This window comes from Chitinophaga sp., assembly GCF_036566945.1.
In the GTDB taxonomy this organism is placed as follows: Bacteria; Bacteroidota; Bacteroidia; order Chitinophagales; family Chitinophagaceae; genus Chitinophaga.
The window spans coordinates 1-14876 of sequence record NZ_DATCVJ010000859.1 but is presented as its reverse complement, the minus strand read 5'-3'; the positions used below and the strand labels follow the sequence as shown (position 1 = coordinate 14876).

Below are 14876 nucleotides of genomic sequence, written 5' to 3'. Positions count from 1 at the left end.
CCGATGGATCTGCATTAACTATAGGATTACTTCCAAAAGCTTCATAGGGACTATGTTTATAGACAGGGTCATTATTCCATCTCCTTCCTATCCTAGGATCATACTCCCAAAACTCAGCTGTATAACTATTTCCTTCACCTTTGATCTCATCTGATTTCTCCATCCCATTAAACCCATATCTATACCTCCCCGCATCAAATCCTCTTCCCTGTAACCCCATTCCAAACGGTGCATAATCCTGCGCGCTCGCTATCTCCGCCTCATAATGGTCCACTACATTCCCATCCACAGATACTGCTTTCTTGGCGTCCGTCACAGTTGCTAGTACATTCCCCAGATGATTACTTAACTCAAAGAACTTATTACCTCGTGTAAAGGTAGCAAACGTTCCGAAACCTAAGCCTTGTAATCTTACCAACTCTGTATTATCATCATTTTGCACCTGGGTGGCCATATTGTTGATCCCCAGTCGGCTGCTACCGTAAAGATGCGTTTCTGTTTGACTAAGTAAACCGCCATTGATAGACTGATCACCACTAACATACACACTCATCACATTACCGGTAGCATCCCTGATATAGCGAGTTTCTACTCCTTTAGCTATTTTGCTGATACGATTGCCGGCAACATCGTATGTATAAACAATAGTAGAGTTATCCTTTTTCGTTATCTGCTTAATCTTACCATATACCGTCCACGCTATGTCAATACCTGCTTGTTCATCATGTATCAAATTACCAATGCTATCGTATACATAGTTATTAGCCAGCTGAGCATCAATGTCATTATCATAAGCAGTGGGTGACACATCATCATTGATTGAGAGTAACCTATTCTTACCCGCTTCATAATGATACTGCATGCTATCCATCGACAGCGACTTGCCAGCCCAGGTAGCGTTGCCATGGCGATCATAGGTCAATATGTTACCATTGGGATCATAACTGATTTTTTCTCCAAAATCAGACACCTTAACAGGCATCCAGGTATTCGTAGTGGTATTGAGATTATGGGCCGCATTCGTCGCCACCAGTCGGTTCAGGGCATCATACGTATAAGAATACATTAGCGGCGTACCTACCTTAGGTATGTTCACACTCATAGCGCTGATGTTGCCATTGTACAGCGATGCCAGTGTGCCTCCGGCAGATGCAAATGGCCGGACTTCACTATTGATCGGTTTATAATCATTGTCACCGAAGTAATGCAATGCGAACCCGAATGCGTCTTGTGCTGTAATACCATTTTTAGCACCATCTTTTCCTATATCAAAAGCGCTGGTAGCCGTTGTACTGTTCACTCCTTTAAGCCATCCCTGCAAGGTATAGGCGTAGTCCAGTCCCTGTACCTGCTGTTGCCCGATAACCGATCTGGCTAAAGGTCCGTGTTTATAATACTGGTAGTAGGCATCATTCTCCCAGTAGATACTATCCCGACTGGTTTCCACATTCGTGATCCTGTTTTCTGCGTCGTAACTATATCGGTGATAGAATGCATCACGTTGACCAGGCTGATAGCTAACACTATTTACCTTTCCACTTACCAGGTCGTAGTTGTATTCTATTTTCTTAAAGCGATTACCAGGGTTGGGCGTATTGGCACTATAATCCTGCAATAACGTACGTACGTTACCGTGAATATCATAACTATAATATGTAGCGGAGGCCTGACCACCCGGAATCGTGTCCGCAATGTGGTCATAAACAGCGCTCCAGGATATACGATTACGCAGATTCTTAGCCTGCCAGATATCCTGTTCCAGGAACGTGCTTGGTAAATCATAAACGGTCCTCGTAATCTGTGATCTGCTATTACCAGCCACCGCGATCCATTGCGACAATAAAGTAGCATCTCTGCAAATTTCCGGTGTCATGCCAGCACTGTTGGAAATCTCCCCTACTTCCGTAATACGACCCAGATAATCATACAACGTATAGCTGTAAGCGTTATTGAACTGCTGTTTTCTATTCTGAGAAACTGCCAATCTGCCCAAACGATCATACCAGAAATGACTGATGCTGCCATCCGGAGAAAACTGTGCTACTACCTGGTTTAAGGTATTGTATCGGTAATTGGTGGCTAAAGTATGATGGGGCACTAACGATTGGCCCGCTGCTCTTGCTGCAGCGACCCGATCAGCCCAGTCACGGGTGGTATCCCTGATTACACCAGCCGGAGGAATGGTTTTCACCAGGTTACCCGCCTGATCGTAATAATATAAAGTATAGTGATGTTCAGAGTTAGCATGAGTCACAGCAAACTGCTCTCCGTAAACAGCTGATAAAGCAGTGCTGAGATACGATCTGTCAAAATCATTGATCAAAGAATCCCTATACACATTGAATAACTCTCTTCCTTTCGCATCTGCAAAAAGTGAACTGTCAGAGCAATTACTGATGTCCGGAAGAACAATATCAGGGAAGGTGGCTTCGGTATTACCACATAACAACGGACCATCTAACAATTCATAACAACTATCTATGCCCGGGCAGCTTTCAGTATTGAACGCCGGTGTACATATTTTCTCTCCAATAGCAACTGTACTGATATTGTTTGTCGTGAGAACAATATCTGTTACAGCCCCAAGCGACTTTCGAATACAGGCGCTGGTAATATCAACGGCTCCCAGCGATTCGGGCAGATCAGTACAGCCCGTTTTTCCCTGCCCATCTGCCAGCATCAGCATCGCATGGTTACTGTATAAACCAGCCCCCGCATAGCCACCATTCCGGTTCTGGACTAATCGTGTCACCCATTCACTGGCTGGAATATTCACATGGCTTCCCCATTGAGGGATATTATTCGCCCCGAGTTTATACCAAAATGCATCCTTTGTAGACTGAGAAGCAATCACCCCTCCATCACTCGTTCCGGCCACTACCCAGGAAACAGTACTCGTCTGTGAATTAAATGACGCCGGACTCAACATCTTTTTGGCTGCTACAATGCTACCATCTGCCTTGAGATCCATCAACACCCCGTTCACCGTCGTGTTGCCTGCATCTGCCAGATTGGCGATCGACAATCTGTAACCAGTTGCCGTTTTCAGAATATTGTTGCAGATGTTACCCCGGCCTTCCAGATCATACTGATCCCTACCCAATCCATCTCCCGTTTGTTTATTTACTTTCACAAGCGTTACATCAAAGTTGCCACCGTCCACAATAGAAGAGGCAAACATCAACGTATCATTATTTTCCAGCAGATTGACAACATCCCTGTTCGCGCCGGAACCACCTTGTCTTAACCAAGTCAGATCTCCGGTAGCTGTTAACTTACCACCTATCCAGTCTGTATTAATACCGCCGGTACGTCTTAGACCAGCAAAGGCATAGCCACTATCCGAAGTAGCCAAAATATCATTTCCCTGCCCGCCATGGTCCGGACCAAAGTCGATCACCTTATTCCAGGTAACACTACCAGCACTGTCCAACTTAACTATCAGAATAGCACCCAGATCGTAACAGTAAGAATTGGTGCTACCTATGGCAATATAACCACCATCTTTAGTAGGTGTTAATTTCGAAAAAGTATCATCACCTGTTCCGCCATATGTTTTAGCCCAAAGCAAATCACCTTTCTTATTCGTCCGGATAACATACCCGTCTTTTCCACCATTGCTGCAGCCGGTTGTATAACCAGCCATGATGTATCCGTCATCTGCTGTATTCCGTACATCCGTAATAACATCTGTACCTCCATTGGAGTAGATGTTGATCATACGTTTGCTGTCGGCACTACCAGGTACACAAACATTATGGGCGGTGCTGAAGCTTCCTTTGCCGCAACTGTCAATAAATTTCAGATAGTCATAGGCCAGATAATGATAGCCCAGCCTGTTGTTCATATAAGAAGCAAACAAACGGTTCTTGGCATCCTGCACAGAATCGCCCTCGCTCAATGCCGGTTTGGACTGAGGATAAGTCAATTGATATGCGGCATACAAACTGTCAGTAACATGACAGGGCACGCAGGCTGGCGCTGCATTACAATCCAGCAATGCCGGAATATTTATCGGTTCCTGTAAATAATTACAATCCGGCGTTACATTTGAACAGGCATCTATCAGTTTATTCAGATCAGACTGTGAAATTTTCACACCTCGGGTACGCAGCAAATAAGCAGATAGATTCAGATCTGTCGTCTTTTTTAACAGCTCATATTCATTTCGTAATGACTGTAACTTATCGCATTGACAAGTCTCCGGCCGGGTGAAACTACCGGTGTTGCTCTTCGCGGCTTGTTTACCATAGGCGGCAGGATCTGTCAGCAGTTCCGCATTACAAACAAAGGCATTCCGAACAGGTAAATGTCCTGCATTATAATTGGCAATAACTTCTTCAAAATTGCTGGCGACGCCGGGTATGGGCTGTTTTAATGTTCTGGAACCGTAAGGGTGATTCTGGTCTGCTCCACCTTTACAGATCAACAGCAGGCTATCTGTTATTACACGCAATTCAGCAGTATCGTAATTACATGGCGCCAACTGCTGCATCCATACTTTCACATATGCTTTACAGTTATCATCATACATTTTCTGCATCTGGGCATTCACATCGCCGTTTGCATTTTGGGGATCCTCATCAGGATCTCCCAATTTCACATGGTTGGCGGTTGCTTTCACCGATGAAAAATGTGGCATTTTCCCCATCCCATATAAAAAATCTCCCGTTACCGACGAAGAGGCATTTAACAGATCATTGATAGCGTCATTTCTGATTTGCAGATATAGTGTGCGGAAGGAGCGCCACGCCATATCCAGGTCGCCGCCACACATCGTATTTTCATTAAAGGCATTCGAAATATCATTGTTGGCATTTACGCAACTCGTCTCCATTTCCGGGCATTTGACTGCCAGTGTTGCCACTACCCAAAGAGAATAGTCTTTGTCCCGGTATCTTTCCAGCGCCGCATTCAGTGTGCTAAAACTCTTTGCTACCAGCGGATCATGCGAACCTGTTCCGGCAAACCGGCTCTTCGTTCCAATTGGATCCAGGTAACCCTTCTGCTTAGCGGCGAAATAGGTAGCCGTAGCTTCAAAGTCTTTGCCCCACAACTGTGCGTCTTTCAACGCCTGTTGCTGATAAACTGTCAATTTACTATACTCCGGATGGAAAGGCAGTAAAGCATTGGCCCAGGAAGACTTAAAGGAGTTCGCAAACTGGGTAGGTGATAAAGCCTGTGGCAGTACATTTTTACGGGTAACCGGATCCATAACAGAATCTATCACACCCAATTCATCATAATATCTGATATCATTTCTGGCATAGGTGGCGGGGGCGCCATTATTTCCCGGTTTGAAAATTGAAAACTGGTTGGAAGCATCTGTTAAATCAGCGTACTGACCAGAAGACGGAGTCATGTCCTGTAACATCGCGATTTTGATATCATCACCATCGGTGTGCAAACTATCGCAACCAACGCATTCCGGATAACAGCTTTTCTGCTGTGCTGCCGCTGATTGCTTTTCGATGAAATTTTCTACGGTGGTACATACCGTCGATTTCAGGAAAATACTATCACGATAGTAATCCATCGCCTGCTTACTGATTTCAAGCGTTTTCGAAATATTGTAAGACCCTTTGTAAAGCATCCTGCTAAAGGATACTTTAATGGTATCGGGCGATATTGGATGACTACCCGCAGTGATAGCAGCGGGATCATAGTTGCGGAAAACAACTTCCACCGGCTGTCCTCCCAAACGTAGGTTGCGCATATCATCTGTAATGCGAATACGCAGATCGTATAACCCGGTATAATAAGTAGTGGCACTATCACATCCCATCTTCTGCAATACAGGCGGAGCAAGCATGTAATTAAAAGTACACAGACTGCTATCTTCATCAATCATCAGCGGGAACATGCTTTGTATGCTCCGCTCTGTAATGATATTATTGTCTGCTCCGGAAAGGGAGTCTGTTACCATCAATCCCTTCTTCGATGGGAGATCGTTCAGGTTTGTATTTCCTGTTTGCCCCGTCAGCGCAGTGGCAATCGTACGGCCATGCATATCCAGATAATTCACCGAGAGCTGTCCGTTCGCGTCCGACACCGCATTCTTAAAATAATGAGAGCTTATACCTACTTCCGTTCCGAACAAGGCATCTAACTCTTTCTGTGTTGGCCGGTTGTAGTAATATTTCGTTTCATGATTGCTTCCTAACCGGTATGTAGGTCCTACTCCACTCTGACGGCTGATCCTCCCGGTATTATCGGGGGTATATTCCGTTTCCGTAAATGCATATCCTTCTGCGTCCGGGATGTATTGCTGTATCCCTTTGTTGGCTTCCGGATTAGCCGGAGAATAATATTGATTAGCACCCGAAGTGGTATCCATTCGCCTGGCACTGGCGGCGATCAACTCCGACTCATTGGCGATATAGTCATAGTTATCTTTGTCGTACTCAGGTCCATTAATAGGTAAATTAAAACCGGGCGTATATTTCAGCACCTTATCCAGCGTAGGCGTCGGTAACACCTGTATAACGGGTCTTCCCTGGTAATCGTAAAAAGATTCTGCTATGATAGTATTATGCGTAATATTATCCTTGGTCACGGTTTGCCGGCCACGTAAACTCCCGTCAAAATATTGGACTACTACCTTCCGCTTGCCATCTTCCGCAAATGAAATGGAGGACTGCCAGTTCAGGCTTCGCTGATGTCCATCGAAGCTATATTGCCCTAAGCCCGGACCAAATTTCGAACTCCAGTCCGTCTCCACCCGGATGTCGTTCGGCTTTTCCTGCACCGCACGAACCCGGAAATATAAAACGCCTACTTTATCATATAATAACGGGATCGTATAATTGGTACCGGCAATGGTAACCCTCGTGGTATTATTGGCAAAAATCTTCTTCGCATCCGGCGTTGTCCAGCCATTGGTTTCTATAGCGCTGGAATCAATATAGGCCCACTCCAGATCATACGCATCTGCTCCTACAATCGCTTCCCAGCTAACTGCCAACTCATCTGCGGAATCCTTATCCGTGGGTTCCTGGAAATTAATTGCTGCTATTACATCGTTAGTACAGGACAATTTATACACCGGATGTATTTCCATTTCATTATCCAGCAACAACGCGGAAGAAATATCCTTGCCGGCATTGGTGGTAATCCCCAAGATCTTTACAGTCACCTGATGCGCATTGTTAAACACAAAACTATTTCTGAGTGTATAGGTGTGCGCTGTGTCGTAGCTGATATTCAGTGTTACCGTAGTAGAGTCCGGATTGGAATCCGGCTTTAAATAATATATACGAACATTTGCTGACGCCGTAAAAGGTGCTCCCAGGTAAATGGTAGCATACTCATTGATCCGGAAAGTAATCACGTTCCTTAAAAAATAAGGCGTGTCCAACTTCGCACTGGTAACAGGATCAAAATAAATACTGTCCTTCAGGGTTACCGAGGAATCCATTACCATTTGTCCCTTGCTCCCGTCCAATGTTTTTTTCAATAAAATACCCGTACCACTTTGAGCATGGACTTTATTCATCAACAACAGAAACAGTAACAACCAACTGCATCTGGTAATCACTTTCAGCAAAATAGGTTTCATATATTTCAATAGGTTCGGGAATGCTTTTATAAAAAAATTGTTCAGTACAGCTGTTTATTCTGCTGTTTCCTTCAATAAGGCACTCCTGGTTTCTTTAATCGTTTTAACACCTCTTTCTGTTTCCTTCTTCACACGGGTAAGGGTACCATCATCATCATACTCATAGAAAGTAGCATAGTTATTTTCGTCCAGTTCACCCATTAACCGGAGGTTCTTAGGATCATATACATAGGATTTCATATTGGCGTTGTAAGGATGTATCCGGACATCATCAAAGTAAGCAGTCGTATTATTTGTAGTGGCTATAACCAAACTGAAGGTGGTTGATCCCGCAGGCACGTCTATCACCTCCTCATACCGTTGCCACCCTTCAATAATAGCTCCTTTGGGTTTTGCTGAAACAGTAACCCGAACCGGCCCTCCTACAAACAGGGTAACATTAATATTGCTATAACTGCTGCATTGACAATCCTGCGCCTGTTTTACCCAGGCACTGAAAAGCACTTTTTTGCCTGCCAATGGTGAAAAAATTGGCACCAGTACATCCTTATTCACCCGCACGCCTTGTAACACCGGAGTAACCGAACAATTATTGGGGCTCATCCTAAAGTCGGGCGCCATGATTACTTTATCGGTATCTGATACAATGGAAGATAATAATATGCTATCTCCTGGTTCCACCCGTAAACTATATCTTCCGGTATGGCTTTGTGTCGTATCCATTCTGTTAATGTATCCTGGAAAACCGAAATGACGATCTACGGGGCAACTACCATCACTGCAACTATTTCCACCAAAGCTGTAGTCTTCAAAGCCATCGTATCCGGCTTCTCTATAATGACTATTCTGTACCACCGCTACCGGCACGGTGTTATCGTATCCATACACGGCCGCATTATATCGTCCCAATGGATCCTTGTTCTCCAACTCAAAACTCTTCTTATTAAAAATGGTGCTTTCAGCATTCCATACCCACGCAGGATTGTTCGTTTGCGGCACCCAGTTTTTTGTCTGTTTTTGCCAGAAAGACAAGAAATCATTAAAGGCGCCATCCTTACGGATATTGGTTTCCTGCATAGGATCTGACTCCGCACGTGGGCCATAGTAAGTATAGGATCGCGAAGGACGCCAGTTACCCAACAAACCATGTATATAAGGATTTACACTGGTATCGGTAACAGCACTGTAGCATTTAATGATATAAGGAGCCACACGCACATATACGTCTCCTTCAATAGGTCTATCGCAAAGATCTGAACTGATTTTTACATGGTAATTGCCAATATTACTGGAATCTACGTTATAGAGCACCGCAGTTTGTTCTGTAGCAAACACCTGATTCTGAGGATTCGTCCAGGTATAAGTTCTACTGGATGTAGGTAGATTCACTGCAGTAAAATACACCGTATCTCCCACACAAAACAAAGGCTTATCTGTCGTTATCGCCTGAAAGTTGGTAAAGTCCAGGATCTTAATCCCTCGCACAATAAACGCTTTACATTGATCCGTTATCTGAACATCATAGTTTTTATTCTTTATCAGAGAATAGTGGGCATTGGAGGTAAAATTACCTGTGGTATTGCTATCCAGATACGGGCCGGTACTCCCATATCCCTCTTCCGCCAGTTTATAAGTGTAAATTCCATTGTTTAGATTACCGCCAGCGGCAATCGCCCTTATGGTGCCTGAATTGTCTGGGGCACCCGGACAAACCCAACCCAGTGAGGAATCTAAGTCAAGATTTTTTTGATAGTAGTATATCGTCCTTACATTCACGTCATTGCCAATATTACTAAAATCCATTACCCCACGTGAATAGGCTGAAACCCCTATTTTATATTGACCTGGTGTTCGTAATGTCACTGATGAACCCGAAGGAACACCTCCATTTTCTCCTAAAACAGCAAGATATAAGGGCAAGGTGTTGCCTCTGAATTTGGTGAAACCATTGGCCGTAACTAGTAAACCATCACAGGTTTGCTGGGTAGTGTAATTCCAGGTATATTTAAAAACTTCATCCTCCGTAACATGAATCGTCACCGTGTATTGCTTACACTCATCGGTAATAATAAATTTATAGTCCCCAATTGTCAATCTTGCATTTAGCTTACCAGAAGGATACCCAACACTATAGCCGTAGATATCATTATCAGTGGTATATTCGTCGAACGAAAAATTCTCCGGACTTACCAGCTGAATCCTGGTTCCTGGATGAATTTCACTGTTAATTTTCCCAATGCTTAAGGCAAAGGCACCGTCATCCCCATACATCCCATAAGGATGATTAATCTGTATATAGTAAGGATTAGTCGTATCCTGTGCAATGGGCAGGATAACAGTATCTAATGTATATCCGTCACTGGTAGTTGCAGTAAATTGATAATTGCCAAAAGGTACATTGTCTATTCTTCCACTTATAGACCCGGTATTTACAATAGTATCTGTCCATGATCGGTTGGACATGATATCTCTAATATTTAAAAATATCGATCCACAAAAATTACGGTCATATATCTGATAAAAGATATTAGCTGACGTATCGCAATTGTAACTAAAACTTGTACCAAACCAAGGAGCAGACAGATAGGTGGTAGTTTCATATGCGTCCCCACACGGAGAGGTGACATAAGTAGTTACAGTCTTGTTGTACAGACTCTTAAAATCAACTCCCGTGGGCAATTTAATTTTTTTCGTTTCTCCAACATGATAAGCTTCGGTGATAGGCAAATTATTGATCTTGCATTTCAGTGTAAAATTAGAGGTATCACTAAAATACATATCGTAACCCGGTTCATTTGTAAACAAGTTGGGTAACCATAATTCATCACAAGTCCCCTGTACAGCATTAATGCCAGAAGTATAATAAGTATTGCGGCTAAAAGTAGCACTATAAATGTGCTTTCGTTTAACCAGTCCGTTTCCACACTGATCTGCCACAGAAAATTCATAGTCACCAGTAGGCAGGTTATTTATTGGAAATGGATTTGCATTAAGTGCAAACGTCAGGGGACCAGTATAAGCGGCGGGGGCACTTGTTATAGTTGCGGTAAATGGAGCCCGGCCATTTGTAATGTAGATTAACAGGATGGCATTACTACAGGTTCCCAGCGCAGATCGGCTAACGTCCAGATTATAATCCATATCCACATAATTGCCAGGTACCGTTACATCAATGTATTTCAGTACCGGACTACTCCCACACAACCCATTTACCGTCAAACGATAATCTCCGGCGCGCAGGTTCTGAAGAATATTCGAAGAGTTCTGCGTCACATTCGTTCCTCCTGGAGTCAACGCTTCCAACCTGTATTGCACGCTATCGAGGTGGCTAACGTCCGCCCCCGTGAGTGTTACAGTAATCTTTCCATTCGCTGCGCAGGTTGCACTATCAATTTTCGCCGAAATATTCCAATCGCTGCATTGTGCAAATGATCTAAAAGCACTCATCAACAGTAAAAAAGTGATGACCAATAAGTGCCTATATTTCATAATGGGTAATTTTAATGTGCTCATACCTGTTTAACTCCTTTGTAGTAAATCGTAATATTGAATCAGTTTGCCCTTTCGTAATAACAGGTATATACCAGTTTTACGGGGAGATTCGTCCCATCCTCATTATAATAGGAAGCCGGCATCTCAAGGATAAGTATTTTATTATCCTCCATTTTACAAAGCCAAAATGACCCCGACTTTATGTCCGCTGCCGGCTGTTGTGGTTTATACTCTCCCCTCCTATACCATAAACGACTACTTAGGTCCACGGTATATTGTCCCGACTCCACGCCATAAGCATGTTGTATGCTACAATTCTGTTCGCGGAATAACATGACCAATGGTACAAATCCACGCACTGTTTTGAAAGCATCTGTGGTAGCTAATACTTTCTCCTGCAATAATTTCCGGTCTTGTTGTGAGTAGGTTTTACTCACCACTTTTGTTATGTGCCATTTCCCCTGCAATACCTTCGCAGAGAGTACTGAATCCTGCGCACTTACCTTTCCCGCAAAAAACAATATCATGACTATTAAAATATGACGTATATACATGCCCAACATTTTTTTAATTAATAAACACATTCTTTTACAGACTTCATAGCATCTTCCACGTGCCAATTCTGCTTGAATTCCGTTACTGAAGCATTAATGATATTCCTGCTTTTATCAATCACCAGCTCATAAGCATTCCCCTTCTTTACCAATGGATTTTTCATCATCGTTACTGCACCAATGCTGGCATTTAAATTCTTCCGGCCGGAACTGATTACTTTCAGGGTTACATCCAGCCCGGTAAATGGTACCCCTTCCCTGGTCATGAAATAAATATCGGGATCCTGGCCATTCAAAGCATTGGCATCCACTGCCCATATTTTACTGTTGCTGGGGAAGGTCGCCAAACCTGTCTCGTCATCCTTACATGGATCGCCATAGACCCTATTTCTGGAATAGATCAACATCTCATCGCCGGAAACAAACAACTGATTTTGTTCAGATACAGAGAGCCCCGATACAATCTTTCCATTCCTGATATTCAGTCCTGCTAGCGTTGTTTGTATATTTTTATATGCCCCACTCATCCCATCATATGCCCAGGCCGCAGGATAATTGAACTGGAAAATAGAATCTCCAAATTCATTCTGAGTAGCGGTCAGCAACACCTCCCCGGTTTCGCTGTCATAAAGCAAATTCCGGGTAACCACTTTACTGCCTTTATCTACCACCTCTACTCTGTCCAGTATGCCCTGACGCGTGATGACCTTAGTAGCTGCTGCTGATTTGAAAATATTTTCCTCTTTCCGTGGTATTCCAATAACCATAGGGATGTATATAAAAACAGGCCCTACCAAAAAACCATCTGTATTAACATTACGATTGGTGCTCACGGTGTTAAATGTCTGTTGTCGCATATCCATCATCAACTCAACGTTCTTTCCCACTATGGACGCAGTATCAATTTCACCCCTTGCGTTAATAGTAGTAACTGTATTGGTAAGATGCTTGACTTCCAGCGAATCATTTTCCACACGATAATAATAAGTAGTGGAAGTGATGGCATCTTTCCCTGATTCGGGGAAAGTAGACTTCGACCTCAACTTACCATGCATATCATTCAGCTCAATTTTAAAACCCTGACTAATAGCCAGGTGGTATTTGACGTCGAACCTCAGGAAGTTTTGAAATCTGGGCCTATATCGGAATTTCGATTCATCACCTATCTCTGAACTTTCAACGATAGTGGGAAATTCATAGCTGGTATAGAAGCAGGTTTCTTCTCTTCCATTGGCAGACCGCGTATTTTTTGTATTAATAGAACGGGTAGTTACTTTAGCATAACCTACACCTGGCGACGGGAAAAACCCCTCTCCCAACGGATTTTCCACATAACTGGTAAATACGGGCGCCAATGATCCAGCCTGTTCTGAATAAATATTGGGGGTGTGAAATGGATTTTCTTCTCCACCCAAAATAGGTTCATAAGTAGCTACACCACTGCTGATTTCTTCGTCTTTCCCATCTATGTTCCGGGTAGTTGTGTATTTGTACTCGGTTCCATAAATAGATTCTTTCTTACCAGTCATCTTATTCCAATGGTCATAGATCAACAGTTTTTTTACTCTCAGTCCACCGCCATACTTTTTATAATTAGGATCGTTTAATCGTGCATAGGATCGTTTGAGATCTACGTTTTGTGCCCATCCTTCGATACGCGCATTCTTATCGAACGAAACTAATTGTTTTAACGGCCCTGTTGCCATGTTAACAATCATCTTTATGGCTTCTGCTACTTCCAGTGTTTCACCGGTATTTGACCCTGGGAATGCCTTAGAAGGAAGGTTTAAACGCAGATAGTGTAACGATGCCTGCGCGAGCGGACTATAAGCGCCCCCATCATCGCCTTTCTTATCAATGGCCCGAAGCTTCACATAAATGGTCTTACCATCATTAATGAACCCGTAATCAGTACTATCTATAAAACCGTAACAAGGAACATATTCGCTTCCACTTCCCAAATCATCAGATGGCATTTGTACGTTCAATTTAAAAAACATGGTATCGTGTAAACCAGATAAGTACCTGCTAAACACCTCAGCTTTGGACGTAACTTTTCGGGGTACATCAAAGGCAACATACAGGTTATCATACTTCCAACCCAGCCAACGCTCATATAGATGATTGGAAAGGTCCGTTAAACTCTTAGGGGCTTTCTCTGAAAAACCGGCAATGGTGGTCATCTTTGCAGCCCTGCGGTTCTGCACAAAAGCATAATCATCTCCTTCATACACGACTTTCATCCGTCCTCCCGATGGCAATTTGATAGAATCCAACGTCCATGCACCCGCATTTGCAGCCGCTAACGTACTATCCTGTAAGGCATACGGATACTCCGGATTCGTCATTGGCGTTCCATCAGCATCGGTTGGATTTTGAGAAGCATGTTTATAATTACCCCATCTGTCGTACGACTTGCTGTTATATGCCGGATTAACTTTATTGTAGTTAAAGACATAGGCGTTCTGTTGTGCCCTCTTCTGGTTAGATTTACTTTCATTGCCATTATAAGAGAACCACACTTTTTTAAGAGTAAGCTTACCTGAATCGCTTTCAGGAGCATTTACACCCGGACATAGTTCATAACTATATTCAAAATGAACTGTTTTCACCGGCTTAGGAGCAGCCTTCTTATTCAGATAATCCGCCTTTACATATAGATTAATTTCCTTTAATCGTTTAGCCTGATGGGTATTCCTTATCTTATTACCTCTTTCGTCCATTGGCAAAAGATCTTCCCGGTCTTCCAACGTAAACGTAGCCACCATATTCTTTGATTCAATGGAGTTCAGGTACCAGAGTTCCTTTTCTCCATACACATAGCTTCCTTTGTCATCGCTATTATCTGTTCTGAGCCCCTCGTTATAGGTAGCATTTTTTGTATAAGGTGTCCTCCACTTGTAAGGGTTCTCTTTGCCCGCCGTTTTAGTATAATTAAACTTAACGGCATTGCCGGCATCATCATCCGTAATACCATCACCTGTTAAGTCTACATAATCTGCAGATACAACTCCGGTTAGCAGAAAAGAATGCGCATAGGCAGGTGTTTCCTCCGATACAAAATAACGATCATTCCCACTTTGATTAGTTACACTGTCTTCCCTTCTGTCTGAATCTGCTGCGGAGTTATAAGATACAGTCCCTTCTTCTGCATTACCATTCTCATGTTTTACAGAAAATGTCACCTCTTTTTCCTTCAGGTTATATACCGGCAAACCGTATACGTATTTCCTACCGTCGTTATTTAAAACATCTATTTCGGAAAGGTGATG

Annotated in this window: 4 protein-coding genes; all 4 read right to left on the bottom strand. The window is 43.3% G+C overall.

Features of this window, described 5'->3' with window-relative positions; translation table 11 throughout:
- On the bottom strand, positions 1-7558 hold a 7558-nt coding region (locus tag VIP81_RS25955; RefSeq protein ID WP_331968098.1), incomplete at its 3' end, for a hypothetical protein.
- 54 nt (positions 7559-7612) lie between these two features.
- Entirely contained in the window at positions 7613-11047 is a 3435-nt protein-coding gene (locus VIP81_RS25950; RefSeq protein WP_331968096.1) for a hypothetical protein, read from the bottom strand.
- Positions 11048-11109: 62 nt separating this feature from the next.
- On the bottom strand, positions 11110-11604 hold the full coding sequence (locus tag VIP81_RS25945; RefSeq protein WP_331968094.1) for a hypothetical protein: 495 nt from the start codon (positions 11602-11604) through the stop codon (positions 11110-11112).
- Between the two features lie 17 nt (positions 11605-11621).
- The coding region (locus tag VIP81_RS25940; protein ID WP_331968092.1) for a hypothetical protein at positions 11622-14876 on the bottom strand (3255 nt) is incomplete at its 5' end.